Below are 25,180 nucleotides of genomic sequence, written 5' to 3'. Positions count from 1 at the left end.
CAGAACAATGGATCATCCCATGCAGACTCTCGGTATCATCGGCGCCATGGAACAGGAAGTCGCCCTGCTCGCTTCCCGCCTGGACAACGCCCGCATCGAACACCACCCTGGCGGCACCTTCCATTGTGGCGAGCGCCACGGGCTCCAAATCGTGCTTCTTCAATCCGGGATCGGCAAGGTCAACGCCACGGTGGGCGCAACCCAACTGATGACCCACTACCACCCGGACGCCGTCATCAATACGGGGTCCGCGGGCGGCTTCGGTGCGGACATGGAGGTGGGCGATGTCGTCATCTCCAGCGAGGTTCGCCATCATGACGTCGACGTCACGGCATTTGGCTACGAAATGGGCCAGGTCCCTGGCATGCCCGCCGGTTTCGGCGCCGATCCGGCATTGATCGAGACCGCCCGCGCCTGCATCGAGACGCTCGGTGCTCTGCGCGTTCACGAGGGGCTGATCTGTACCGGCGACAGCTTCATGGCCGACCCGGCACGCGTCGATGCCGTACGCGAGCACTTCCCTCAAATGCTGGCCGTGGAAATGGAAGCCGCCGCCATTGCCCAGACGTGTCATCTGTTCGACTGCCCGTTCGTGGTCATCCGAGCGCTATCGGACATCGCTGGCAAGGAGTCCAGCCTCTCGTTCGACACCTTCCTGGAACAAGCCGCGACGCACTCCGCCGAAATGGTCGATGCGATCATCGCTTCCCTGGGAAGGTCCTGATGCCGGGCTTCGCGCCATAACGACGAACCCCGCCGGTCGGCGGGGTTCATCGTTTCAGGACAGCGTCGGGTCAAGCCGGCGGCGCTTCGAAACTCCAGCGCGTGCCCTCGCGAGAATCCTTCAACACGACACCCAGCGCAGCCAGTTCGTCACGAATTCGGTCGGCTTCGGCGAAGTCCCGGTTTCCCTTGGCGGTCGCCCGCGCCTCGATTCGGGATTCGATCTCGGCCTCGCTCAGTGGCAGACCGGTCGCGCCGGCCTTGAGGAACTCGGCGGGTTCACGCTCGAGCAATCCCAGCAAACCCGCTAGTCGCCTGAGCTCCTGACCGAGCGCACCGGCGCGAGTCGGCTCGGTGACTCGTAGCCGATTGATCTCTCGCACCAGGTCGAACAGCACCGACAACGCTTCCGGCGTATTGAAATCGTCGCTCATCGCCGCCGAGAAACGCTCGGCATAGATGCCCTCGACGTCGCCATGGACCAGCTCGACACCGTCGAGTGCATGGTAGAAACGCTCGAGTGACTTGCGCGCCTCGCTCAGGGACTCCGGCGCATAGTTGATCGGGCTCCGATAGTGACTCGCCACCAACAGATAGCGCACCACTTCCGGGTCGTGAACCTCCAGCACTTCGCGAATCGTGAAGAAATTGCCCAGCGACTTGGACATCTTCTCCTGGTTGACGCGAACCGCGCCGGCGTGCATCCACACGTTGACGTAGGGCTTGCCGGTCGCCGCCTCGCTCTGGGCGATCTCGTTCTCGTGGTGCGGGAAGGTAAGATCCGGGCCGCCGCCATGAATATCGAAGGTCTCGCCCAGGCAGCAGGTGGACATCGCCGAGCACTCGATATGCCAGCCTGGCCGCCCCTCGCCCCAGGGAGAGGACCAGTTGGCTTCGCCTGGCTTTGCCGCTTTCCACAGCACGAAATCGAGCGGATCCTCCTTGTGCTCGTCGACGTCGACGCGGGCTCCCGCGCGCATGTCATCGAGATTGCGGTTGTTGAGCTTGCCATAGCCGGAGAAGCGGCGAACACGATAGTAGACGTCGCCGTTATCTGCCGCGTAGGCATAGCCCCCATTGATCAGGCGCTCGATCATCGCCACGATCTCCGGGATGTGACCGGTCGCACGGGGTTCCGCATCCGGCCGCAGGACCCCGAGTCGCGCCTCATCCTCGTGCATGGCCACGATCATGCGCTCGGTCAGCGCCGAAATGGACTCGCCGTTCTCCTCCGCGCGCCTGAGGATCTTGTCATCGATGTCGGTGATATTGCGAACGTAGGTCACGTCCAGGCCGGCCTGGCGCAGCCAGCGCGTGATCACGTCGAACGCCACCATGACCCGGGCGTGGCCCAGGTGACAGTAGTCGTAGACCGTCATGCCGCAGACGTACATCCGCAGCTTGCCAGGCTCGATGGGTTCGAGTTTCGCCTTGCGGCGCGTCAGCGTGTTGTAGATTTCCAGCGCGCTCATGTTCTCGTTCCCTTAGCCCTGCTTTTTCTGAATCTTGGCCCAGCTGTCCTTGAGCCCCACGGTGCGATTGAATACCAGCTTGCCGTCGCGACACGCATGACGATCGGCACAGAAATAGCCAACCCGCTCGAACTGGTAGCGCGCTTCCGGTTCGACATCCGCCAGTGCGGGCTCGGCGATACCCTGCACAGTGACCAGCGAGTCCGGGTTGAGGTGATCCAGGAAATCGGCATCCTTGTCGCGATCCGGCGCTTCCTCCAGGAACAGGTTGTCGTAGAGCCTGACCTCCACCGGCACGCCGTGCTCGGCGCTGACCCAGTGGATGACGCCCTTGACCTTGCGCCCCTCGGGGTTCTTGCCCAGGGTGTCGAAGTCGATGCTGCAGTGGAGCGCGGCGATCTCGCCATCGTCACCCTTGACCACCTCGTCGCAGCGGATGACGTAACCATTGCGCAGGCGAACCTCCTTACCGGGCGCGAGACGGAAGAACTTTTTCGGCGGCTCTTCCATGAAGTCTTCACGGTCGATCCAGATCTCGCGGGTCAGCGGAAGTTGGCGAGTGCCCATGTCCTCGCGCGCCGGGTGTCCCGGGACCTCGAAGACCTCGTCGTGGTCCGCGGGGAGATTGGTCAGCACCACCTTGAGCGGATCGAGCACGCACATCGCCCGCGGCGCGTTGTCCTCGAGATCCGAGCGGATGGCGAAATGCAGCATCGCGATATCGACCACGTTGGCGGCACGGCTCACACCGGTCATGTCGCAGAACTTGCGCAGCGAGGCCGGCGTGTAACCGCGGCGGCGAAGCCCGGAGATCGTCGGCATCCGCGGGTCGTCCCAGCCATCCACCACGTTGCGGTCGACCAGCAGCTTGAGCTTGCGCTTGGACGTCACCGTGTGGTTGACGTTCATCCGCGCGAATTCGGTCTGACGCGGCTTGGCCGGCACCGGCAGGTGTGCCAGGAACCACTCGTAAAGCGGGCGGTGATCCTCGAATTCTAGCGTGCACAGCGAATGGGTGATGCCTTCGATGGCATCCGACTGGCCGTGGGTGAAATCATAGGAGGGATAGATCTTCCACTTATCGCCGGTCTGATGATGATGGGCGTGGCGAATGCGGTAGAGGATCGGGTCGCGCAGGTTGATGTTCGGCGCGGCCATGTCGATCCTGGCCCGCAGCACCTTGCTGCCCTCTTCGAACTCTCCCAGCCGCATGCGCTCCAGCAGATCCAGGTTTTCCTCGACACCGCGCTCACGATAGGGGCTCGGACGGCCCGGCTCGGTCAGCGTCCCCCGATACTCGCGAATTTCCTCCGGCGAAAGATCGTCGACGTATGCCTTGCCTTCACGGACCAGGTGCTGGGCCCAGGCGTAGAGCTGGTCGAAATAGTCGGAGGCGAAGCGCACCGCACCGCTCCACTCGTAACCAAGCCAGCGAATGTCTTCCTGGATCGCATCGATGTATGCCTGCTCTTCCTTGGCCGGGTTGGTATCGTCGAAGCGAAGATGGCAACGTCCACCGAACTGCTCCGCGAGGCCGAAGTTGACCCAGATCGACTTGGCATGGCCGATATGCAGGAATCCGTTCGGCTCCGGCGGAAAGCGGGTCACGATCGTGGTAGCCTGGCCCGATTCGATCTCGTCACGAATCTGGTTGCGCAGGAAATTCGGGGCTCCGTGCTGGGTCTCGGCACCGGGCTGGTCTTCGGAACGATCGTTGGGACTTTCGGCGCTCGTGTTGCTTTCGACGCTCATGGAATGCAGGCAACCTCTATAATTCGGATGATCGGCCGACAGTGCGGCCCTGATGACAGCAGGTTAACACGCGCGGACGGCGGTTTCTCCCGGCGGCTCAAAGCCGCTATTATAGCGCGACGCCCGCGGCCGGCGCCAAGCCGCCTGCCGTCTCCCGACAGCCAGAATCGTCCAGGATTTCCGATGATCGTCTTGCACACCAACCACGGCACCATCACGCTCGAACTCGACTTCGAAAAAGCCCCCAAGACCGCCGCCAACTTCGAACAGTACGCCCGCGATGGCCATTACGACGGGACCCTCTTTCATCGCGTGATCGACGGTTTCATGGTTCAGGGCGGCGGCTTCGACACCGACTTCGAGCAGAAGCCGACGCGCGCCACGATCGAGAACGAAGCCGACAATGGCCTGGCCAACCAGAAAGGCACCGTGGCCATGGCGCGTACCCAGGACCCCCATTCCGCCAGCGCCCAGTTCTTCGTCAACGTCTCCGACAACGAATTTCTCAACCATCGCGACAAGAGCCTGCAGGGCTGGGGCTACTGCGTATTCGGTCGCGTGGTCGACGGCATGGAGGTGGTCGATGAGATCCGCCAGGTCGCCACCGGACGGCGCGGCATGCACAGCGATGTCCCCGTCGAGGACGTCGTCATCGAACGTGCCGAAGTCACGGACTGACCCCCGCCCCTCACGGGCCGACCACCAACAGGAACGACCTCTCGAATGCAACTGTTGATTGCCGATCTCCACCTTCACCCCTCCCAGCCGGACATCGCCAAGGGTTTCATCGACTATCTGCACGGGCCGGCCCGGGAGGCATCGTCTCTGACCATTCTGGGCGACCTGTTCGAAGCCTGGATTGGAGACGACTATCGGGGCGAGTTCGAGCATCGGATCATTGCCGCGCTGAAGGCGTGCGCCGAAGCCGGCACCCGTTTGGCGTTCATGCACGGCAATCGGGACTTCCTGATCGGCGAAGCGTTCGCCGCCGATAGCGGCTGCGCCCTGCTCGACGATCCCACGGTGGCGGAACTGGGCGGACAGCGAGTCCTGCTGATGCACGGGGACAGCCTGTGTACTCGCGACGAAGCCTACATGGCATTTCGACGCCAGGCTCGCGACCCCGCCTGGCAGGCACAGATCCTGTCGATGCCGGTGGAGGAACGCATCGCACTGGCCAGGAAACTCCGGGAGCAGTCCGGCGAAGCCAATACCAACAAGGCCGAGGACATCATGGATGTCACGCCCGAGGCCGTCATCGAGACGATGCAGGCCCATGACGTGAGGGTCATGATCCACGGTCACACGCATCGACCGGCGGTGCACGAACTGAGCGTCAGCGGGGAGCCGGCCGAACGCTACGTGATCGGCGACTGGCGTCCCGGCACCGGCTGGCAGCTGAGGGTGGACGACGACGGCCTGACACTCGAGTCGTTCGCCATCTGATCGCACCGGCGCCCGGCGCGCGGTTTCGCCGGGCGAGTTACCGGAAATGCCTCACGGCACTCAACCGGCCTCCTCGTACTGGAACTAAAACTGGTAATCGGGCGAACGGGGAGACGAGGCGCTGACATTGTCCAGAAGCGTTCGCCAGCGAGTCAGAACCGGCGCATCGGACAGCGCCACTTCCCCCAGCCGATAACGCAGTGCGCGCTGCTTGTCCCGGTCGCCGGCATCGACCAGGGAGAGCCACATCTCGAGACTCTTCAATTCCATATGGGGGCTGCCGGATTCGATGGCCCAGCTTCTCGACTCCTCGATAAGAGCCGCCACGCTCTCCATGTCGTCACCCATGCGATGCTTGGCTCGAGCCATCTGCAACGCGATTTGCGGCATCATCAAGGAGCGTCGTGTACGTGCATGCTCGAGACAGGGCTCGAGATAGGCCACGGCGCGCGCCACCTCGTTGAGCGCCAGACAGGCATCGCCGTACCACAGAAAAGGCCGCTGCCAAGGCTCTCTGCCCGTCAACTCGCTCAATCGGGCGACGCTGGACTCGATTCTCTGTAGGCCCTGCGACTCCCCTGCCAGCGACTGACTCCAGCCGAGCACGCACTCCGCCTCCCAGTGCCAACGCTGGAGATCCGCGGTACGCGTCATCTCGTGCGCGCGACGGCCACGCTCCGTCGCCAGATGGATATGTCCCAACTGCCGGTAGAGGGAAGCGGCGAATATCAGAGCCATGGCCAGAGAGCCCGGGTGACGAACGGATTCCGCCAACCGGATAGCCGCTTCCATTTGCTGCTCTGCGCGGCGATAGTCGCCCCTCAGGCAAAGCGTCCAACTCTGATAGCAGGCCGCCGCCACCTGCGGATGATCGGAGTATGGCAACCACTCCAGAACCATCGGCCAACTCAATGGATCGATCTGGTCGAGGTGCTCAAAGGCAAGCGAGATTCGACCACTCCAATATTCTCCATGGGCGCGGGCGTAGAGTGCCAGGCGTTGGTAGCGCGGATCATCAATGCGCTGCGCCAGTTCACGCAGCTGCTGGGCCAACGACTCCGCCTCGCGATTGGCGTGGCGCTGGCTTGCGCCGACCCATAGCCCCCACGTCACCAAAAATGCCTGATCGTCAGCTTCATCGTCGTCCAGAACCGAGCCCTGCCACAGGCTCTGGGCCTGGAGAAAACTCTCCTGCGCCGCGGGTGAGCCATGCCCTTCCAGCGCGTAGCAAGCTTGCCCCTTTACCGTCAGCAGACTGATTTCACGCTCGGCACCACCCCCGGATATCATCTTCAGGCAGGCGAGACCGGACTCCGCCATTTTCAACGCCGTACGGTTAGCGCTGACCTTCAGGCCACTCCTCGCCGCCATTTCGAAATAACGTGCGGCCCGAGCCGGATCGCCACTTCGGCGCAGATGCTCGGCGAAATCTCCCGGATGTCGGCTGATCCAGGCGGGATAGCTGGATTCGATCAGTTCCACGACTTGCTGATGCAACAAGATCCGAACATCCTGTGGGCACGAAAGGTAGGCCGCCTCCTGCAGCAACGGATGGCTGAACTGGAAGTCATAGGGCGGCATGTCGCAGGGTTCGATGATCTCCAGCCGTCGCATCTGCTCCAGCGCCACCTTGAAGACATCGTCGCTGATCGCCAGACCGGCTCGCAGCATGCCTGCCTCGAACTGGCGCCCCAGCGTGGCCGCCATGTGCGCGACCTGGCGATACCCCTGCAACTGGTCGATGCGACTGGCCAGCAATCCCAGCAACCCGCTCGGCAGACTGTCGGCGTCCAGACGCCGGCCCTCGCGACGGTCGATCTCGAGTCGGCGGCAGATCTCCTGCAGGTAGAGCGGGACTCCCTCGCAACGTTCGATCAATTGTTCGCGTAACCGCGGGTTCAGCTTGAGGCGATGTCGGCGGGCCAGGTAATCCAGCATGTCCGCGGACCGCTCCACGTCGAGGCGCCCTAGCACCACCTGCTGATCCCAGTTCAACCTGACCGAGGGAACCTCCCGGTTCTGATGCGAGGCGACCAGTAACAAGGCAGTATGAATCGGCAGCCGGGCCTGCAGGTTCTGGAGCACTTTGAGTGAAGGTTCGTCCATCCACTGGAGATCATCGACGATGATCACCAGTGGACGGCGAGAACGGGTCGTCTCGAGAATCAACGCCTGGGTAAGCTGAGTGACCAACTCCACCGCCTCGTCGGCATCCTCCCTCGCCAGCGGTGCCCGCCCGAGCACATCGATCAACAACTGACGTCGCTCGATGCCGACTCGTTCCAATGCAGGGATTCGGTCGATCACCCCTCTGATCGCATCATCATTCGGTTCCGCCTCCAGATACCACCCCAGCAGCGCCTGGATCAGACCGTAAGATGCCTGACTCGACAACCGAGTCGTGGGACGCCAGAAAACCGCGGCCTCTTCGTGCTGCAGATACTCCCTAAAATGAATCATCAGGGCGGACTTCCCAATCCCCGTGTCGCCCAACACCAACAGACTTTGCCGCAGCCCCAGGGAAACCCGGGCCAGCGCATCGCGCAACTGGCGCAGTTCCGCCTCACGTCCGGTCAGGCTGGGCAGCAGCGTCTCTCGACCGGAAGACTCCACGCCAAGCACCAGGCCTCGTCGCTGAACGCGACCATCGCTGCTGATCAGGCGCGGTGTCAGACGAGATTGCAGATCGAAAGCCGGCGGCAGATGCTGACTGGCGTTGAGCGAGATGACCAACTCGCTGCTCTTGGCCGCCACCATCATGGCCAGCGCCACCTGAGTCACGTCGCCGAACGGATCGATCGAGTGCCGCTCGGGAAGCCAGATCACGCGGCCGCTATCCAGGCCGGCCGTCAGCGTGAACCGCGGCGGCGCCTCTTCACCCTGCCATAGGCTATCGAGCTCATGGGCCAGTCCTTGTCGACAATGCTCGAACAGCGCCACCAATTCGGCCAGTTGATGGGTCGGACCATGAGTGCCGAAACAGGCGAGCCCTACGCCGCTTCCCACTGCTGCCTGCCAGAAACCGCCAAGATGACGACATTGGGTCTCCAGCCATCGAAACAGTTGATCCTGAGCCTTTAGGCAAGCCAGTGCCCGGCCGAGATCGTTACCGGCGTCCGCCGGTCGGAGCGCGATCGCCATGACCGTGACCTGGCGGTAGTCGATGTCCTCCGCCGAGTACCCCGGCGCCTCCTGCGGTCCCGGGGAAGGGTCGGCGCCGGCGGGGTTGGACCAATCGATCCGGGGACGCCCCTGCTCCGGTACCTCCGACCAGAATCTCGCCAATTGCAGAAAGCCCGGCTCCGGCTGCTGACCGGAGAGCGCGAGATGCTGTAGGAAGGCGTTGAACTGCTCCCGGGCGGCAGCGAATTGCCCGTGCTCGGCGAGCTGCCTTACCAGACGCTCGTGAAAAGGACCAAAATCCGGGATGCGGTGAATCAGGGTTCGCAGCAGCGCCTCGGGCAGCGCCGAAGACGCCTCCAGAACCCGCTCCGCATACTCGGTCAAACGCTGCCGCCACTCGCCTCGGGTGCGCACCAGCCACTGCTGGAAAGCGACGCACTGGCCAAGATGCAGTTCGGCCAGCAGGTCGCCGCGATAGTAGTCGAGCAGCCGGTCGAGCACATCGATGGAGGGAGGCTCGCGCAGCAAGCCATCCACCTCGCGGAGATCCCAGTGAACATTGGGCGGCAAATCGAAGGAGATGGTCTGACGGGTGACGGTCAACGACGCCTCGGCAAGATCGCCGAGGCTATGACGGAGACAGTGAAGGGCGTGGCGAAGGTTCGTGCGCCCCGACTTGACGCCCTGGTCCGGCCACAGCATCTCGGCCAGCGCGGCACGACTGGCCGGCGCATCCTGCATCAGGAGATAGACCAGCAGCGCCTTCACCTTGTCGTAGCTGAAGTGCGTCAGGGAGTCGTCGCCTTGCTGATACCCGAAATGTCCGAAGAGCGCGATTGTTGTTGTAGCTCGACCTGAATTCATCGTTTTCCGTTATCCGATAGAGGAGGCAGCCGCGCGGAGATCATCGGCAGCCCGTTGCCACGCCCTTCCGGCTGGCTTGGACCGGTACGATCGGCGAGGCGGCGACGATTCATGGCGAGATCGCTGTCGGCACGCCGCTGTGAAAGCGGAACATGGCGTCTTCACCTTCGATCAAGGCTCTCTCGTGAGTGGCAAAGCGCGCCACGCGTTCGACCACCGCGGCCTCGCCCCCATAGCGTTCGGCGAGCCCGAGATAATCCTCGAAGTGGCGTCCTTCGGAACGCACGAGGGAGCGATAGAACTTGGCAAGCGACTCGTCGAGATGAGGAATGAGCCGGGCGAAACGCTCGCAGGAGCGTGCCTCGATGAACGCGCCCACGATCAGAATATCGATCAACCGATCCGGCTCTTCCCGCGCCACGTGTTCCCGCAGCCCTTCCGCATAGCGTGACGCCTGGATGTGGGAGTAGTCGACGCCCCGCTCCTGCATCAAGCCCACCACCTGCTCGAAATGCAGCAGCTCCTCGCGAGCCAACTGAGACATCTTGGTCAGTAGCTCGGGGCGATCGACATAGCGGAACATCAGGCTCATCGCCGTCGAAGCGGCCTTCTTTTCACATTGCGCGTGATCGATCAACAATAGCGCCGGATTCTCCAGCGCGGCCTCGATCCAACGCTGGGGCGTGGCACAGGGGAGAAACTCGAGCAGTTCGGCCGGCAGCAGGCGGTCGGCGTCGACATCGATGTCGTCGGTCATTCGTTCAGTAGTCATTGACGTTCTTCGGGCGCTCGGCAATGGCCGAATACGTTGGTGGTGAAAGACGCCGAATGAGAGCCGGGCGTGTCGTATCCCGTGAAGATCGTCCCTGAGACAGTCGACACGGCCATCAAGGCCAGACCCAAGCCACTCAACGGTCTCCATCGCTTGGTACGTTGAATCAGAGTGGATTCGGCGTCGCGTGGACTCATGGTAGCGCCTGGCCGACGAGACTTCGATAGCCATCTCCATGACCATGGTGACATTGACAGCCGATCGGAGCCGCCAGGGCGCGGAATCGAGGGCTCCTTAACATTGTCGACAGTTTCACGTAGACTTCGCAGCGCCCATCGCAGCCGATTTCGTGCCAGCCATTCCAATGGCTGCCAGACGATCCTGGGTCGCCGAACGACGAGCGGTTCCGTGCCTGCCGCGTCATGGCACCTATGTCCGTCTCGCTCATGCGGGCTCCAACTCTAGATGAGGGTCTCCACCGTGCTTGAAGCTTACCGCCAACATGTCGAGGAGCGCGCCCAGGAAGGCGTGCCACCGAAGCCGTTGAACGCCGAGATGGCCGCGCAACTGGTCGAGCTGCTGAAGCAGCCCCCGGCCGGTGAAGAGGCGTTTCTCCTCGAACTGATCACCGACCGCGTGCCCCCGGGCGTCGACGAGGCCGCCTACGTCAAGGCCGGTTTCCTGACCGCCCTGGTCAAGGGCGAGGCCAGCTCGCCGTTGATCGACAAGATTCATGCGGTGAAGCTGCTGGGCACCATGCAGGGCGGTTACAACATCGCCACGCTGGTCGAGCTGCTCGATGACCCCGAGCTGGCCCAGGAGGCCGGCGAACAGCTCAAGCACACCCTGCTGATGTTCGATGCCTTTCACGACGTGGCCCAACGCGCGAAAAATGGCAACGCCACCGCCCAGAGCGTGCTCGAATCCTGGGCCGGTGCCGAATGGTTCCTGGCCAAGCCGGCCCTGCCCGAGAAGATCAGCATCGCCGTATTCAAGGTGCCGGGCGAAACCAACACCGATGACCTGTCGCCGGCGCCGGACGCCTGGTCGCGCCCCGACATTCCGCTCCACGCCAACGCCATGCTCAAGAACCCGCGCGACGGCATCGAGCCGGAAGTGCCGGGCAGCAAGGGCCCGCTGGCGCAGATCGACGCGGTCAAGGCCAAGGGCTTCCCGGTCGCCTACGTCGGCGACGTGGTGGGCACCGGCTCCTCGCGCAAGTCGGCGACCAACTCGGTACTGTGGTTCTTTGGCGACGACATTCCGTACGTACCCAACAAGCGCGCCGGCGGTTTCTGTTTCGGCGGCAAGATCGCCCCCATCTTCTTCAACACCATGGAAGACGCCGGCGCCCTGCCGATCGAGATGGATGTCGACAAGCTCGAGATGGGCGACGTCATCGATGTCTACCCGTACGAAGGCAAGGTGACCCGCCACGACAGCGATGAAGTCGTCTCCACCTTCGCGCTCAAGACCCAGGTCATCCTCGACGAAGTCCGCGCCGGCGGCCGTATCCCGCTGATCATCGGCCGCGGTCTGACCGAGAAGGCGCGCAACGAGCTTGGTCTGCCGGGTTCGGATATCTTCCGCAGGCCGGAGCAGCCGGTCGATACCGGCCGCGGCTTCACCCTGGCCCAGAAGATGGTCGGCAAGGCCTGCGGCATGGACGGCGTTCGCCCGGGCATGTACTGCGAGCCGAAGATGACCACCGTCGGCTCCCAGGACACCACCGGCCCGATGACTCGCGACGAGCTCAAGGACCTGGCGTGTCTCGGCTTCCAGGCCGACCTGGTGATGCAGTCGTTCTGCCACACCGCCGCCTACCCCAAGCCGGTCGATGTCGAAACCCATCACACCCTGCCCGACTTCATCATGAACCGTGGCGGCGTGTCGCTGCGTCCGGGCGACGGCATCATCCACTCCTGGCTCAACCGCATGCTGCTGCCGGATACCGTCGGCACCGGCGGTGACTCGCACACCCGCTTCCCGATGGGCATCTCGTTCCCGGCGGGCTCCGGACTGGTCGCCTTCGCCGCCGCCACCGGCGTGATGCCGCTGGATATGCCGGAATCGGTCCTGGTGCGCTTCAAGGGCGAGCGCCAGCCCGGCATCACCCTGCGCGACCTGGTCCACGCGATCCCCTACTACGCGATTCAGCAGGGCCACCTGACGGTCGCCAAGTCCGGCAAGAAGAACATCTTCTCCGGCCGCATCCTGGAGATCGAAGGCCTCGAGGATCTCACCGCCGAGCAGGCGTTCGAACTCTCCGACGCCTCCGCCGAGCGTAGCGCAGCCGGCTGCACCATCACGCTGGGCGAAGAGCGCGTCAGCGAGTACCTCAACTCCAACGTGACACTGCTGAAGTGGATGATCAGCAATGGCTATGGCGATCGTCGCACGCTGGAACGACGCATCGATGCCATGCAGGCCTGGCTGGACGACCCGAGCCTGATGCGCGCCGACGCCGACGCCGACTATGCGGCGGTAATCGAAATCGACCTGGCCGAGATCGACCAGCCAGTGCTCTGCGCACCCAACGACCCGGACGATGCCCGCCTGCTCTCCGACGTCGCCGGCCAGAAGATCGATGAAGTCTTCATCGGCTCCTGCATGACCAACATCGGCCACTTCCGCGCCGCCGGCAAGTTGCTCGAGAAACAGCCGGCGGGAAGCCTGAAAACGCGCCTGTGGCTTGCACCGCCGACCAAGATGGACCAACATCAGCTGACCGAGGAGGGCTATTACGGCATTTACGGCAAGGCTGGCGCTCGCATGGAGATGCCCGGCTGTTCACTGTGCATGGGCAACCAGGCACGTGTGGCGCCGAAATCGACCGTGGTTTCCACCTCCACACGCAACTTCCCCAACCGTCTGGGCGACGGCGCCGACGTCTACCTGGCATCGGCAGAGCTCGCGGCCATTGCGGCCGTCGAGGGCCGCCTGCCAACGGTCGAGGAGTACAAGGCTACCATGGGTGAGTTCAATGCCATGGCGGGTGAGATCTACCGCTACATGAACTTCCATGAGATAGAGGATTTCCAGAAGGCGGCCGCTACGGTCATCCCGGTCGCCCAGGAAGCCTGACAAGTCTCTTCCGATGCTCGCGCTTCATGAAGAGGTCACCGAAACGCCCTGCGAACGCAGGGCGTTTTTTTATGTCTTGCCTTCATTAGGGGCTAATCATAAAGTCTGGGCGACTCATCAAACGCTGTTCGCCAGCGTCCAGGATCAGCGTAACCACGCTCAATCGATACTGCACGGACCCAAGGACACGACGCCTGTCCGCACTCATTCAAGGGAGATTCACGATGAAGAAGACTACCTGGTTCGCCATTCCGATGGCGCTTTCCCCGCTTCTGTTGATGACGCCGACGGCCCAGGCCGCCAATGCCGACGGGCTCTATCTCGGGATCGGCGGCGGCTACGGCGAGGTGGCGAGCAGCGACAGCGACATCGGCAAGTTCGCCGGCGCCGATGGCAGCAACTATCGCGTCGACGACGACGACAGTGTCTACAAGGCGTTCGTCGGCTACGAATACAACCCCTACTTCGCTACCGAGGCCTTCTACGCCGATCTGGGCAAGCCCAACCTGATCCGCGGCGGCAACGTGGTCGACCTCAAGAGCAAGGCCTACGGCTTGAGCCTGGTCGGCAAACTGCCGGTCGGCGCCGGTTTCGAGCTGTTCGCCAAGGCGGGAATGGCGCGCTGGGAAACGGATGCCAGGGGCAACCTGGGCGCGGCGTCCAACGACCTCGACGACAACGACGGGATCGACCCGGTCTACGGCGCTGGCGTCCAGTTCCGCTACCAGCACCTGCTGCTGCGCACCGAATACGAACGCTATGATTTCGACAGCGACTTTCAGGTCGACACCTACACCGCCTCCGTGGGCTGGCAGTTCTAGACCAGCGCTTGACGATGCCGCGTCCAGGCCGCCTTCGAGCGGCCTTTTCCGTTCCGGATCAGACGAACTTGCAAAGATGACCGTTTGACGACAACACTGAATGGCGCGCCTTGTCGCGCCCATTCGCCACCGATCACACTTGGCCCGGGAAGGGACACCGCCGACCAATCCATGCTAGCACCCAGCTCATTGATTCAAGACATCGCCCGGCAGATCCGCGCCCACCTGCGCTCGCTGATCGCCTTCCACCTGTTCTTCACATTGCTCGCCTCGGCCGTCTGGGTGCCACTGTCGGCCAACACGCTGGCCGGCCTGCTGCACCGCATCGGACGCCCCGTACTCAGCAACGGACAGATTCTGGACGTCGCCTTCTCGCTGTGGGGGCTGCTCTGGCTGCTGGTAGCGATCGGGCTCAGCTTCCTGGTGATCTTCCTTCAACAGGCGGGAATGATGCTCGTCGTCTCGAGCCAGGCCGGGAACCGATACCGGGTGGCCATGGGGTCGCTATGGCACGTGCTGCGCCGTTTACCGGCCTTGATGACACTCACCCTGCTCCAGGTCGGCAGCCACCTTCTCCTGGCCGCCCCGTTCGCCATCGGTCTCGCCCACCTCTACGACGCCATGCTCGGCGATATCGAGCCCTACATCCTGATCCACCTGAAGCCTCCCCCGCTATGGGAGTTTCTCGCCGTGGCCACGCCGATCGCCCTGGTTCTGGTACTGCTCAGCGCCGCACTCTACTTTCGCTGGTTCCTGGCGCTGCCGGCGATGATGCTCGACGGCCTCGAGCCGGTTGCCGCATTGCGACGCAGCCGCGAACTGACACAGGGACGCCGCCTGCGGATGGCCCTTGCCGTCGTCGGCATGGCGCTGCTGGTGGCGGCCATCCCGGTCGTCTTCACGCTGACCTTCAACACGCTGGGCGGGACGCTGCTCGGGTACCTGCCGGAGCGCAACAGCGTCCTGATCCCGGCGATGCTTGCCTACCTGGCACTCTATATCGTCACCACGATCGCGCTCACTTTCCTGGGTATCGCCGCCAACAGCCTGCTGGTGATCACGCTGTACCACCGCGCCATCGGGCGGGCGCCGGTGTTTCGCCCCTCCGCGACACCGCAGCGCTCCGGCATCATTGCCTGGGGGGCGGAGATCCTGCTGCTGGTCTTCGCGCTCGGCCAGGCGGGCTGGATACTGCATGGGTTCGAGATCAACGACCACGTCGCGATCACCGCACATCGCGGGAGCTCGCTGGTGGCGCCCGAGAACACCATGGCCTCGATGAACCAGGCCATCGCCGATGGCGCCGACTACCTGGAACTGGACGTCCGGCTGAGTGGCGACGGTCAGGTCGTCGTCTCCCACGACAACAATCTGAGTCGACTGACCGGGGTCGACCGTAACATCAGCGACATGACGCTCAACGAGATCGAGCAGGTCGATGTGGGCTCCTACTTCGGCGACGCCTTCGTTGGCGAGCGCATTCCCACCTTCCAGCAGATCCTGGACAACGCGCGAGATCGCATCGGGCTCTACGTCGAGCTCAAACCGGCACCGGGAACCGCCGAGGAACTGGCCCAAAAGGTCATTGCCCAGTTGAAAGCCAGCCAGATGACGGACCACGCCGTGATTGCCTCGCTGTCACCCGATGTCATCGAGGTGGTCAAGAGACTGGACGAAGACCTGCGGACGACCCTGTTTCTGCAGTTCGTCCTGCCCGGTGCGCTGAATACCACCGACGCCGACATCATTGGGTTGCGCCACACCCAAGCTACGCCGAGCCTGCTGAGGACCATTCACGATACCGGCCGGGGGGTGGCGGTGTGGACCGTCAACGGGGTCGGCGACATGTCGCGTTATCTCGACATGGGGGTCGACAACATCATCACCGATCGGCCCGATGCTCTCGCCGAGATCCTGCAGGAACGACGGGCAATGTCCGACGGCGAGCTGCTGCTGGTGAAGCTGCGCAACTGGCTGCGGTCGTGACCGCCCCGGCGGTGGAGGCGCGGTTGTCGACGTCTCGCCACCACCTCGAAACCAAAAAGGCCGGCGCGATGACATCGCGCCGGCCCCCAGGGCTGCCTCGCAACGATCAGCCCAGCGTTTCGCCCGCCAGCATGAACCAGGTCTCGAGCACGGCGTCCGGGTTCAACGACACCGAATCGATCCCCTGCTCCATCAGCCACTTGGCCAGTTCCGGATGGTCGGAAGGTCCCTGGCCGCAGATGCCCACGTACTTGCCCTGAGCCTTGCAGGCCTGGATCGCCATCGACAGCAGCTTCTTGACCGCCGGGTCCCGCTCGTCGAACAGATGCGCGATGATCGCGGAATCGCGATCCAGCCCCAGCGTCAACTGGGTCAGGTCGTTGGAACCGATGGAGAATCCATCGAAATACTCCAGGAACTCGTCGGCCAGCAGCGCATTGGAGGGGAGCTCGCACATCATGATCACCTTGAGGCCCTGGTCTTCGGAAGATGAAGAGGCGCCGCGTTTGAGTCCATTGGCCTCGAGCAGGTCGACCACCGCCTTGCCCTCGGCGGGCGTGCGCACGAACGGCACCATGATCTCGACGTTGTTCAGCCCCATCTCGTCGCGGACGCGCTTCAGCGCCCGGCACTCCAGCTCGAAGCAGGCCCGGAAGTCGTCGGAGATGTAGCGCGAGGCGCCGCGGAAGCCGAGCATCGGATTCTCTTCGCCCGGCTCGTAGAGCTTGCCGCCGATCAGGTTCTCGTATTCGTTGGACTTGAAGTCCGACAGCCGCACGATCACCCGTTTGGGATAGAACGCCGCCGCCAGCGTGGAGATGCCCTCGACGAGGCGATCGACGTAGAAGCTGACCGGATCGTCATAGCCGGCGGTGCGCAGATCGATGGTCTGCTGCAGGTCGCTGGAGAGCTTGTCGTAATCCATCAGCGCCCGCGGATGCACCCCGATCATGCGGTTGATGATGAACTCCAGGCGCGCCAGCCCGATGCCGTCGTTGGGCAGCCCCGCAAACGCGAAGGCGCGATCCGGATTGCCCACGTTCATCATGATCTTGAACGGAATCTCCGGCATGGCGTCGACGCTGGTGGTCTGGCAATCGAACTCCAGCTTGCCCTGATAGACGTGACCGGTGTCGCCCTCGGCGCAGGAGACCGTCACCTCGACGTCGTCCTGGAGCAGCTCGGTGGCATCGCCACAGCCGACCACGGCGGGAATCCCCAGTTCACGGGCGATGATCGCCGCGTGGCAGGTACGTCCGCCGCGATTGGTGACGATGGCGGACGCGCGCTTCATGATCGGCTCCCAGTCGGGGTCGGTCATGTCGGTCACCAGCACGTCGCCGGACTGTACCTTGTGCATCTCTTCCGGCGATGCCACCAGCTTGACCTTGCCCTGGCCGATCCGCTGGCCGATGGCACGACCGTCGACCAGCACGCGGCTCTTGCTCTTGAGCGTGAACCGCTCCAGGGTGCCGCCCTCCTGGTTCGACACCACCGTCTCCGGCCGGGCCTGGACGATATAGAGCTTGCCGTCGTCGCCGTCGCGGGCCCACTCGATGTCCATCGGGCGGCCGTAGTGCTTCTCGATGGTCACCGCCTGGCGTGCCAGCTCCATGACATCGTCGTCGCTCAGACAGAAGCGCTGGCGATCGGCATGGCCGACATCGACCGTCTTGACCGAGCGGCCGGCGGCCGCGTCGTCGGTGTAGACCATCTTGATCCGCTTGGAGCCCAGCGTGCGTCGCAACACGGCCGGTCTGCCGGCAGCCAGCGTCGGCTTGTGAACATAGAACTCGTCGGGATTGACCGCGCCCTGCACCACCGTCTCGCCCAGGCCCCAGGCGCCGGTGACGAACACCGCATCGCGATAGCCGGACTCGGTGTCCAGCGTGAACATCACGCCGGCTGCCGCCGTCTCGGAGCGCACCATCTTCTGGACGCCGGCGGAGAGCGCGACGTTCTCGTGCGGGTAACCGCGATGAACGCGATAGGAGATGGCGCGATCGTTGAACAGCGACGCAAAAACCTCATGGACGGCACGCTTGACGTTGTCGAAACCATCGATATTGAGAAAGGTTTCCTGCTGGCCGGCGAAGGAGGCGTCCGGCAGATCCTCGGCGGTGGCCGATGAACGCACGGCCACCTTGAGGTTGGGATGGCGGGCCTGCAACGTCTCGTAGGCGTCACCCAGCGCATCCTCGAATGCGGGGGGCAAGGGCGTATCGATCACCCACTGGCGAATCCTCTCGCCCACCTTGGCGAGCATCTCGGTATCGTCGACGTCCAGTTTGGAGAGTTCGGCGTTGATGCGGTCGTTCAAGCCGTCATGGGCCAGGAACTCACGATAGGCGTGGGACGTGGTGGCGAAACCGCCCGGCACGGTGACCCCGGCGTCCGCCAGGTTGGAGATCATCTCCCCCAGCGAGGCGTTCTTGCCACCGACGCGCTCGACGTCGGACATTCCCAGTTGCTCGAAAGTGATGATGAAGGGTTCCAAAGTCGTCTCCTGATCGTCCTGGCCGGCCACTGCCGATGAAACGTGGCGCATGAAACGGCGCGCTCCGCTGCGCCTCGATGGAGCCAGAAGCTAACAGGCGACTTTGGGCTTAGCCAGAAGTTTAAGGGCGTAGAGTTTGGAGTATTTCTACAGGAATCCACGCTTTTCGCGCATTCCTGTAGTCACGCGAGTCGGTGCGGCGCCGCCACCGGGGACGAGTTGCCCCGGTCGCGGATTTCGGCTGACAATGGACGATCGACACCCACGGATGAACGCCATGCCCCGCACCGCCTTCTTCATCTCCGACGGCACCGGCATCACTGCGGAGACCCTCGGTCGCAGCCTGCTTTCACAGTTCGAGAATACGGATTTCATCCAGGTCACCAAGCCTTACATCGATACGCTCGACAAGGCCCGTTCGCTGGTGGGCATCATCGAGGCCACCGCCGAGCGCGACGGCATCCGCCCCATCGTCATCGACACCATCGTCGATCAGGCGATCCGGAGCATCGTGGCCGAGGCATCGGCCTTCAAGGTCGATATCTTCTCTACCTTCCTCGCCCCGCTGGAAGAGGAGCTGGAGACCCACTCGACCTACACCGTCGGGCGTACCCATGCGATCGGCCGCGACGACGTGTACATGCACCGTATCGAGGCGGTCAATTTCGCCCTGGACAACGACGACGGCGCACGAACGCATCAGTATCAGGAGGCGGACGTGATCCTGATCGGGGTGTCGCGCTGCGGCAAGACGCCCACCTCGCTGTATCTCGCGCTGCAGTTCGGCATCCGTGCCGCCAACTACCCGCTGACCGAGGACGACCTGGACGAGAACGGCATTCTCAACCTGCCGCCATCGCTGGCCAAACATCGGCACAAGCTGTTCGGCCTGACCATCGATGCCCGCCGGCTGTCGGCCATCCGCACCGAGCGCCGGCCGGACAGTCGCTACTGCTCGATGGACCAGTGCATGCAGGAGATCGGCCAGGCGGAGGCGCTCTACCGGCGCCACAACATTCCCTACATCGATACCACCCGCTTCTCGATCGAGGAGATATCGACACGCATGATGAACGAGACGGGACTCCAGAGGCGATTCAGCCCGCGTTGAGCGGGCCGAAGAAAACTATCACTGCCAACCGGGGGCGGCCTGCCTGGCGCGAGCCTCGCGTCAAAGCCCTTTCGGGGCGAAGATGCCTGGTGCGTTACGCCAGTAGCCCTTGTAATCCATGCCGAAGCCGAATACATAGCGATCGACGACCTCCAGGCCACAGTAGTCGGCCTTGAGACCAGGCGAGGACTTGCGATCGTGGCGCTTGTCGACCAGTACCGCCGTCGAGATGCTTGCCGCCCCGGCCTGGCGACAGTAATCGAGAATGGCTGCCAGCGTGGCGCCCTCGTCGAGAATGTCATCGACGATCACGACATGGCGGCCGGCCATCGGAATTTCCGGCGACACCCGCCAGAACAGTTCACCGCCGCGAATACCACCGCGATAGCGCGTGGCGTGCAAGTAATCGACTTCCAGAGGAAAGCCGAGCCGTGTCAGCAGATGCCCGGTGGTGATCAGTCCGCCGTTCATGACGCAATAGAAGACCGGCAGCTTATCGCCCAGCTCGCGCGTGATATCGGCCGCCATGCGGTCCAGAGCCTGCTCCACCTGCGCCTGATCGATCAGGCAGTCGGCATTGTCCATCACTTCCTGCATCGAGCTCAGGGCATCGATCGGAGGGGTTTGATTCATCGTTTACGGTTCACCATGAAAAGAGCGACGACCTGGGTCACCACAAGCCGCCGCAGGAAAACAGCACGTCTCGGCCCGTCATTCGGACTCGTTGAGCGCTTCGAGACGTACGTGCGTGCGCCGCCAACGGGAGATTGCGGTGAGTGACGCCAGAGTGGGACGGGCGCGCGCATAACGAAGCTTGGCGATGCGCGGGGCCTGGCGGCCTTCACAGGCCGCGACGATCTCGCGCGCCGCCTCGGGCGCATTGCAGACGACGGCCATATCGCAACCAGCGCCCCAGGCGGCTTCGGCCCGCTCGCAGGGAGATCCGACCGCATGCGCCGCCGCCATGGTCAGATCATCCGAGAAGATGGCCCCTTTGAAGCCGAGTTCTTCGCGCAGCATACCGAGCCAGCTGGGAGAGAAACCGGCAGGTCGGTCGTCGAACGCGGAATAGATGACGTGAGCCGGCATGACGCCGTCCAGCTTGCTGGCCAACCTGGCGAAAGGCACCAGGTCGTGTTCGCGCAACTCCGCCAAGGAGCGTGTATCCTCGGCAATTCCGAAATGGGAGTCTTGCCGTGCCCCGCCGTGGCCGGGGAAGTGCTTGCCGACCGCCACCATGCCCGCGTCGTGAAGCCCGTCGATGAACGCCCCGGCCAGCGCGGTGGTCACCTCCGGATCCGGCGAGAAACTTCGCGAACCGATGGCGGGCGACCGGCTGTCGTCAAGATCCAGCACGGGCGCGAAGCTCAGATCGAACCCACAAGCCGCCATCTCCATGCCCAACAGCCAGCCCGCATCCTGAGTCAACGTCAAGGCCGCCTCGGGAGACTCCGCGAAATGGCGCCCCAATACCGCCATGGGGGGAATTGGCGTCACCCCCTCTTTCAATCGCTGCACCCGACCGCCTTCCTGGTCGATCGCGACCAGAATATCGGGGCGACACTCGCGAATCTGACCGATCAACGCCTGGGTCGTGGCGACATCCGGCGTGTTCCTGGCAAACAGCAGGACGCCACCGACCTCCGCACGCGAAATCAGTTGGCGCTCCTCGTCACGTAACCGGGTGCCTTCGACATCCAGCATGACCGGGCCGAGAGGTTGAGTCATAGCTAACACCTGAGACCATTGAGCGCCCGATTCTAGACGACAGCGGGTTGCCATGACAGAGGTTAACCGATGCCAGGCGTCATCGACTCACTCCACAGCCGAGCCAACCTTCTCCAGAGACTCGGGTAATGGTGCCTGCATGCCTGCGACCACGACCGGACGGAGGTGACGGATCAACTCTCTGACCGACATGTGTTCCTGGTACTCGCTGTCGGCGATGTCTCTCAGCGCATCCAGCCCGGACAAGGTGAAGACCACGGTCCCCAGCATGAAATGCAGTCGCCAGAATCGCTCGGCGTCCGGCAGATCCGGCGTCGCCAGACGCAGGCAGACGACGAAGCGGTGAAACGTGTCTCCGTAGTGCTCCTGGATGTAGCGCCGCAAATGCCCCTGGGCCTGCGTGTAGGCCAATCCCAGTAGCTTCATGAAGACCTTGAGGCTGTTGCGCTCGGCAGGTACCTCCAGAACGCTGGTGGCAAGCTGCTCCAGCAGCACCTCGAGCGGTACTCTCGTTTCCCGATAGCGTGCCTCCAGCCCATCGAGCGCCAGGTTCAACCGCTCCGCGAACGGATCGAGATAGCGGGCGAATACTGCCTGAATCAAGGCCTTCTTGGAGCCGAAATGATAATTCACCGCCGCCAGATTGACCTTGGCGCGAGTCGTGATATTGCGCAGCGAGGTTTCAGCGAACCCCTTTTCGGCAAAAAGGACCTCCGCCGTATCGAGAATACGAGTAACGGTGTCAGGTCGGGCCATGTCATACCTCGCGCCAGAGAACAACGACTTAGAACGATTATGATTCTAATCATTCCTGGACGAGCCGCACAATCGAGCATTTCGTCGGACCCGGAGCACAGGGTTGCCAACTCACGGCCCGAAAGACTTCCCTCATCGCGAACGACTGGATACAATTCCAGCCTGTATGCATGAACACGCCTAGCTGCGGGTCAGGCTCCACGATATCCGACCCATGATCAGCTGGATAAACGCCTGACTATCCAAGCAGGCCCCAAACGCCTGATGACCTTCAAGGCCCGGGAGAGAACGATGGCGCGACCGCTCACCGCACGACAGCAGAACGTCTATGATTTCATCGTCAAGACGATGGGTGAATTCGGCTACCCGCCGACACGAGCCGAGATCGCCCGCGCACTGGGATTCCGCTCCCCCAATGCCGCAGAAGAACACCTGCGCGCGCTGGACCGGAAAGGCGTCATCCGCATGATACCCGGCACCTCCCGCGGTATTCGTCTGCCAGCCGGCGTCCAGGAACCGGAATCCGGTGAAGCCAATGTCGAGGGCTTGCCAGTCATCGGCAGCGTCGCCGCGGGCAGCCCGATTCTGGCCACCGAGCATATCGACCGTTACTGCCCCCTGCCGGCCGATTACTTCACGCCCAGCGCCGACTATCTGCTGCGCGTGCGGGGGTTGTCGATGAAGGACGCCGGGATCTTCGACGGCGATCTGCTTGCCGTTCATCGCACCCAGGAGATACGCAACGGTCAGATCGTCGTGGCGAGGCTGGAGGACGATGTCACCGTCAAGCGCTTCCAGCGCCAGGGCAGCCGCGTCACGCTGATCGCCGAAAACGCGGATTTCGAGCCGATCGTGCTCGATCTGAAGCATCAGCATCTGGAGATCGAGGGGCTCGGCGTGGGCGTCATTCGTGGCGGCAACGGCTCCGGTCTCCACTGAGGCTTTCCCCCGGCACCATGCGCAAGATTCTGCACGCCGACTGCGACTGCTTCTATGCCGCCGTGGAGATGCGCGATGACCCTTCGTTGACCCATACGCCCCTGGCGATCGGCGGGAGTGCCGAGCGACGGGGGGTCATCGCCACCTGTAACTATCCGGCGCGGAAGTTCGGCATCCATTCCGCCATGCCAACGGCTCGCGCGCTGCGCCTCTGCCCCGAGTTGAAGCTGCTACCGCCCGACTTCAACAAATACCGGGACGTCTCTCAGCAGATCCAGGCCATCTTTCACGAACTGACGCCGCTGGTCGAGCCGCTTTCACTGGATGAAGCCTACCTGGACGTGACCGAAGTCACCCGCTTTCAGGGCAGTGCCACCTGGATGGCCCGCTGGCTCAAGGAGGAGGCCCTCGCGAGAACGGGCATCGTCATCTCGGTCGGCGTCGCACCCAACAAATTTCTCGCCAAGATCGCCAGCGACTGGGACAAGCCCGACGGCCTGTTCGTGATCCCGCCGACAGAGATGGAATCGTTCATTACCGACCTGCCGGTCAGGAAACTACACGGCGTCGGCCCGGCGACCGCCACCAAACTCGACACGCTCGGAATCGCCAGTTGCGCCGATCTAAGGGCCCAGCCGATGGACAAGCTGCTGGATCACTTCGGCAAGTTCGGGCGCCGTCTTCACGAGTTGGCTCACGGCATCGACGAACGTCCGGTCAATGTCTCGCGTGAACGCAAATCCGTCAGCGTCGAGACAACCTATGACCGGGACCTACCCCACCGGAGTGATTGCCACGCGGCATTGAAGCCTTTGATCGAGAAGCTGCACGAGCGCATGGCCCGCCATGGCGATCCTGCCATCGCCAAGCAGTTCGTCAAGGTCCGCTTCGACGACTTTTCCAGCACGACCCAGGAAACGGGAGCCCGCGGCATCGTCGACGTGCGCTTCCATGAGCTGCTGGAGAGTGCATGGCGACGAGGCGAACGCCCCGTCAGGCTCCTGGGTGTCGGCGTACGGCTGGTGCCGGAACAGGCGCAGCGCCAGTTGGGCCTGTTCGACGATGGCGAACCGGCGTCGCCCTGAACATCAAGTGACGAGAGTCACGAGAACACCACGGTCTTGTTACCGTGAATGAGCACACGATCCTGCAGGTGCCATCGCAACCCGCGGGCGAGCACGGCCTTTTCCACGTCGCGCCCCAGGCGCACCAGATCCTGCGGCGTATGACAATGGGAGACCCGCTGGATGTCCTGCTCGATGATCGGCCCTGCGTCGAGCTCTTCGGTGACGTAGTGGCAGGTGGCGCCGATCAGCTTGACGCCACGCTCGAACGCCTGGTGGTAAGGCTTGGCCCCGGCAAACGACGGCAGGAAGCTGTGGTGGATATTGATAACCCGCCCTGCGTACCGCTGGCAGAGATCGGGCGGCAGAATCTGCATGTACCGTGCCAATACCACGCTGTCGGCTTCGGCCGCCGTTATCAGACGCTCGACCTCGGCAAAGGCCGACGCCTTGTCGTCGGGCTCCACGGCAACGTGATGGAACGGAATGCCGTACCAGGCCACCATGGCACGCAGGTCGTCATGGTTGGAGATAACGCACGGAATGTCGCAATCGAGTTCCCCGGCCGACCAGCGATAGAGCAGGTCGACCAGACAGTGCGACTCCTTGGAGACCATGACCACGACCCGCTGGCGCCGGTCGGAGTCGCTGAGCCGCCAGTTCATCTCGAACTCCTCGGCGATGGGCGCGAAGGCGATGCGAAAGTCGTGGGCGCTCAACGCATTGGCGCGAATGTCGTAGCGCATGAAAAAGCGCCCGGTAGCCAGGTCGGAATGCTGGTTGGCCTCGATGATCGAACCTTCCTGGGAGGCGATGAAGCTCGACACTCGCGAGACGATACCGACGCGGTCGGGGCAGGAAACGATGAGACGATAGTTGTGCGACATAACTATGAGGACACTCTGTTAACGCGGGAGCGCTTTATGAAAGAACTCTGGATGTAAAAAGCGCTCGAACTGATCATTGGGCACGGCTGCCGAACCGAACTCCGACGCTTCGGCGTCGTGCCATCGAAAGCGGAACATCGATGACCTGCGGTCAT

Annotated in this window: 18 protein-coding genes; 9 read left to right on the top strand and 9 right to left on the bottom strand. The window is 63.2% G+C overall.

What is annotated here, in order from left to right; all coding sequences use genetic code 11:
* Nucleotides 1–19 precede the first annotated feature (19 nt).
* On the top strand, nucleotides 20–724 hold the full coding sequence (gene mtnN, locus F0A16_RS12295; protein ID WP_149435693.1) for a 5'-methylthioadenosine/S-adenosylhomocysteine nucleosidase: 705 nt from the start codon (nucleotides 20–22) through the stop codon (nucleotides 722–724).
* 70 nt (nucleotides 725–794) lie between these two features.
* On the opposite strand, the gene cysS is transcribed toward mtnN, so the two are convergent.
* Both cysS and F0A16_RS12285 read right to left on the bottom strand, forming a co-directional pair.
* Entirely contained in the window at nucleotides 795–2,186 is a 1,392-nt protein-coding gene (gene cysS / locus F0A16_RS12290; RefSeq protein WP_187776002.1) for a cysteine--tRNA ligase, read from the bottom strand.
* 21 nt (nucleotides 2,187–2,207) lie between these two features.
* Complete coding sequence (locus tag F0A16_RS12285) at nucleotides 2,208–3,947, bottom strand: glutamine--tRNA ligase/YqeY domain fusion protein (protein ID WP_149435691.1); 1,740 nt, start codon at nucleotides 3,945–3,947, stop codon at nucleotides 2,208–2,210.
* A 183-nt stretch (nucleotides 3,948–4,130) separates the two neighbouring features.
* Between F0A16_RS12285 and F0A16_RS12280 the strand changes: the two genes are divergently transcribed.
* Together F0A16_RS12280 and F0A16_RS12275 are read left to right on the top strand one after the other, a co-directional pair.
* Nucleotides 4,131–4,625: a peptidylprolyl isomerase gene (locus F0A16_RS12280; RefSeq protein WP_149435690.1), complete on the top strand. Its 495-nt coding sequence runs from the start codon at nucleotides 4,131–4,133 to the stop codon at nucleotides 4,623–4,625.
* Nucleotides 4,626–4,670: 45 nt separating this feature from the next.
* Nucleotides 4,671–5,393: a UDP-2,3-diacylglucosamine diphosphatase gene (locus tag F0A16_RS12275; RefSeq protein ID WP_149435689.1), complete on the top strand. Its 723-nt coding sequence runs from the start codon at nucleotides 4,671–4,673 to the stop codon at nucleotides 5,391–5,393.
* Nucleotides 5,394–5,477: 84 nt separating this feature from the next.
* On the opposite strand, the gene F0A16_RS12270 is transcribed toward F0A16_RS12275, so the two are convergent.
* Both F0A16_RS12270 and F0A16_RS12265 read right to left on the bottom strand, forming a co-directional pair.
* The gene (locus F0A16_RS12270) at nucleotides 5,478–9,380 is read right to left on the bottom strand and encodes an ATP-binding protein (protein ID WP_149435688.1); all 3,903 of its coding nucleotides are present in this window, start codon (nucleotides 9,378–9,380) and stop codon (nucleotides 5,478–5,480) included.
* A gap of 109 nt (nucleotides 9,381–9,489) precedes the next feature.
* Entirely contained in the window at nucleotides 9,490–10,152 is a 663-nt protein-coding gene (locus F0A16_RS12265) for a MiaE family protein (protein WP_239023810.1), read from the bottom strand.
* A gap of 480 nt (nucleotides 10,153–10,632) precedes the next feature.
* On the opposite strand from F0A16_RS12265, the gene acnB reads away from it, so the two are divergent.
* The 3 genes from acnB (at nucleotide 10,633) to F0A16_RS12250 (ending at nucleotide 16,043) form a co-directional block, all read left to right on the top strand.
* On the top strand, nucleotides 10,633–13,236 hold the full coding sequence (gene acnB / locus F0A16_RS12260) for a bifunctional aconitate hydratase 2/2-methylisocitrate dehydratase (RefSeq protein ID WP_149435687.1): 2,604 nt from the start codon (nucleotides 10,633–10,635) through the stop codon (nucleotides 13,234–13,236).
* A gap of 224 nt (nucleotides 13,237–13,460) precedes the next feature.
* Nucleotides 13,461–14,057: an outer membrane beta-barrel protein gene (locus tag F0A16_RS12255; protein ID WP_149435686.1), complete on the top strand. Its 597-nt coding sequence runs from the start codon at nucleotides 13,461–13,463 to the stop codon at nucleotides 14,055–14,057.
* A 171-nt stretch (nucleotides 14,058–14,228) separates the two neighbouring features.
* Nucleotides 14,229–16,043 (top strand): glycerophosphodiester phosphodiesterase, encoded by a 1,815-nt coding sequence (locus tag F0A16_RS12250; RefSeq protein ID WP_149435685.1) that lies wholly within the window; start codon nucleotides 14,229–14,231, stop codon nucleotides 16,041–16,043.
* 106 nt (nucleotides 16,044–16,149) lie between these two features.
* Here the strand turns inward: F0A16_RS12250 and ppsA are convergent, their stop codons facing one another.
* Nucleotides 16,150–18,591 carry a phosphoenolpyruvate synthase gene (gene ppsA, locus F0A16_RS12245; RefSeq protein WP_420853079.1) on the bottom strand — a complete coding sequence of 814 codons (2,442 nt, stop codon included), beginning with the start codon at nucleotides 18,589–18,591 and terminating at the stop codon, nucleotides 16,150–16,152.
* 226 nt (nucleotides 18,592–18,817) lie between these two features.
* Between ppsA and ppsR the strand changes: the two genes are divergently transcribed.
* Nucleotides 18,818–19,651, top strand: a complete 834-nt coding sequence (ppsR, locus tag F0A16_RS12240) for a posphoenolpyruvate synthetase regulatory kinase/phosphorylase PpsR (RefSeq protein ID WP_149435684.1) — start codon at nucleotides 18,818–18,820, stop codon at nucleotides 19,649–19,651.
* Nucleotides 19,652–19,711: 60 nt separating this feature from the next.
* Here ppsR and F0A16_RS12235 read toward each other — a convergent pair whose 3' ends face one another.
* The 3 genes from F0A16_RS12235 to F0A16_RS12225 all read right to left on the bottom strand — a co-directional run bounded on the left by F0A16_RS12235 (nucleotide 19,712) and on the right by F0A16_RS12225 (nucleotide 22,135).
* Nucleotides 19,712–20,284 carry a hypoxanthine-guanine phosphoribosyltransferase gene (locus F0A16_RS12235; protein ID WP_149435683.1) on the bottom strand — a complete coding sequence of 191 codons (573 nt, stop codon included), beginning with the start codon at nucleotides 20,282–20,284 and terminating at the stop codon, nucleotides 19,712–19,714.
* A gap of 78 nt (nucleotides 20,285–20,362) precedes the next feature.
* Nucleotides 20,363–21,379, bottom strand: a complete 1,017-nt coding sequence (gene nagZ / locus F0A16_RS12230; protein ID WP_149435682.1) for a beta-N-acetylhexosaminidase — start codon at nucleotides 21,377–21,379, stop codon at nucleotides 20,363–20,365.
* 87 nt (nucleotides 21,380–21,466) lie between these two features.
* Nucleotides 21,467–22,135: a TetR/AcrR family transcriptional regulator gene (locus F0A16_RS12225; protein ID WP_149435681.1), complete on the bottom strand. Its 669-nt coding sequence runs from the start codon at nucleotides 22,133–22,135 to the stop codon at nucleotides 21,467–21,469.
* A gap of 291 nt (nucleotides 22,136–22,426) precedes the next feature.
* Here F0A16_RS12225 and lexA point away from each other — a divergent pair, with 291 nt between their 5' ends.
* Entirely contained in the window at nucleotides 22,427–23,074 is a 648-nt protein-coding gene (gene lexA / locus F0A16_RS12220; RefSeq protein WP_149435680.1) for a transcriptional repressor LexA, read from the top strand.
* 17 nt (nucleotides 23,075–23,091) lie between these two features.
* Complete coding sequence (gene dinB / locus F0A16_RS12215) at nucleotides 23,092–24,159, top strand: DNA polymerase IV (RefSeq protein WP_149435679.1); 1,068 nt, start codon at nucleotides 23,092–23,094, stop codon at nucleotides 24,157–24,159.
* A gap of 17 nt (nucleotides 24,160–24,176) precedes the next feature.
* On the opposite strand, the gene purU is transcribed toward dinB, so the two are convergent.
* Nucleotides 24,177–25,025, bottom strand: a complete 849-nt coding sequence (gene purU, locus F0A16_RS12210) for a formyltetrahydrofolate deformylase (RefSeq protein WP_149435678.1) — start codon at nucleotides 25,023–25,025, stop codon at nucleotides 24,177–24,179.
* Nucleotides 25,026–25,180 lie beyond the last annotated feature (155 nt).

The organism is Salinicola corii, from assembly GCF_008298015.1.
GTDB classification, from domain to species: Bacteria; Pseudomonadota; Gammaproteobacteria; order Pseudomonadales; family Halomonadaceae; genus Salinicola; species Salinicola corii.
The sequence above is the reverse complement of the archived record's forward strand: the minus strand, read 5'-3'. Positions and strand labels throughout refer to the sequence as shown.

Excerpts from the sequence above, each read along its gene's own strand:
- F0A16_RS12270 (WP_149435688.1), bottom strand. The coding sequence starts at position 9,380 with ATGAATTCAGGTCGAGCTACAACAACAATCGCGCTCTTCGGACATTTC.
- F0A16_RS12255 (WP_149435686.1), top strand. The coding sequence starts at position 13,461 with ATGAAGAAGACTACCTGGTTCGCCATTCCGATGGCGCTTTCCCCGCTT.
- F0A16_RS12250 (WP_149435685.1), top strand. The coding sequence starts at position 14,229 with ATGCTAGCACCCAGCTCATTGATTCAAGACATCGCCCGGCAGATCCGC.
- F0A16_RS12285 (WP_149435691.1), bottom strand. The coding sequence starts at position 3,947 with ATGAGCGTCGAAAGCAACACGAGCGCCGAAAGTCCCAACGATCGTTCC.
- F0A16_RS12275 (WP_149435689.1), top strand. The coding sequence starts at position 4,671 with ATGCAACTGTTGATTGCCGATCTCCACCTTCACCCCTCCCAGCCGGAC.
- purU (WP_149435678.1), bottom strand. The coding sequence starts at position 25,025 with ATGTCGCACAACTATCGTCTCATCGTTTCCTGCCCCGACCGCGTCGGT.
- ppsA (WP_420853079.1), bottom strand. The coding sequence starts at position 18,591 with ATGCGCCACGTTTCATCGGCAGTGGCCGGCCAGGACGATCAGGAGACG.
- ppsR (WP_149435684.1), top strand. The coding sequence starts at position 18,818 with ATGCCCCGCACCGCCTTCTTCATCTCCGACGGCACCGGCATCACTGCG.
- F0A16_RS12265 (WP_239023810.1), bottom strand. The coding sequence starts at position 10,152 with ATGACTACTGAACGAATGACCGACGACATCGATGTCGACGCCGACCGC.
- dinB (WP_149435679.1), top strand. The coding sequence starts at position 23,092 with ATGCGCAAGATTCTGCACGCCGACTGCGACTGCTTCTATGCCGCCGTG.
- F0A16_RS12235 (WP_149435683.1), bottom strand. The coding sequence starts at position 20,284 with ATGAATCAAACCCCTCCGATCGATGCCCTGAGCTCGATGCAGGAAGTG.
- lexA (WP_149435680.1), top strand. The coding sequence starts at position 22,427 with ATGGCGCGACCGCTCACCGCACGACAGCAGAACGTCTATGATTTCATC.
- F0A16_RS12280 (WP_149435690.1), top strand. The coding sequence starts at position 4,131 with ATGATCGTCTTGCACACCAACCACGGCACCATCACGCTCGAACTCGAC.
- mtnN (WP_149435693.1), top strand. The coding sequence starts at position 20 with ATGCAGACTCTCGGTATCATCGGCGCCATGGAACAGGAAGTCGCCCTG.
- nagZ (WP_149435682.1), bottom strand. The coding sequence starts at position 21,379 with ATGACTCAACCTCTCGGCCCGGTCATGCTGGATGTCGAAGGCACCCGG.
- F0A16_RS12225 (WP_149435681.1), bottom strand. The coding sequence starts at position 22,135 with ATGGCCCGACCTGACACCGTTACTCGTATTCTCGATACGGCGGAGGTC.